This is a genomic window from Staphylococcus pasteuri (assembly GCF_030547725.1).
GTDB lineage: Bacteria > Bacillota > Bacilli > Staphylococcales > Staphylococcaceae > Staphylococcus > Staphylococcus pasteuri.
The window spans coordinates 1-261 of the sequence record NZ_JAUOQO010000485.1; the positions used below are offsets into that span (position 1 = coordinate 1).

The window sequence follows — 261 nt, forward strand, 5'->3', positions numbered from 1 at the left end:
AAGGAACATGTTTATAAGCTGCGGCGTGATAGACCGTATCAACATTACTTGCCTCCATCATCGCGCTCAAACGTGGTAAGTGCTGCACAGAGATCATCAATGGGACTAAATCGATATTTAAAGCCAGCGCCTCACGCATCTCCTTAAGTTCTCGTTCAATTTGATACAAAGCGACTTCTGAGCGCTCTACCAACAATAACCGAGCGGGTCTAAATTGTAGGATCTGACGACATAGTTCTGAGCCGATAGAGCCACCAGCAC

The 261-nt window shown here is 46.4% G+C and carries 1 protein-coding gene; it reads right to left on the minus strand.

Going from position 1 to position 261, the window contains the following annotated elements; all coding sequences use genetic code 11:
• A partial coding sequence (locus tag Q4528_RS14440) for a polysaccharide biosynthesis protein (protein ID WP_368506729.1) occupies positions 1-247 on the minus strand: 247 nt, incomplete at its 3' end.
• Positions 248-261: the final 14 nt, after the last annotated feature.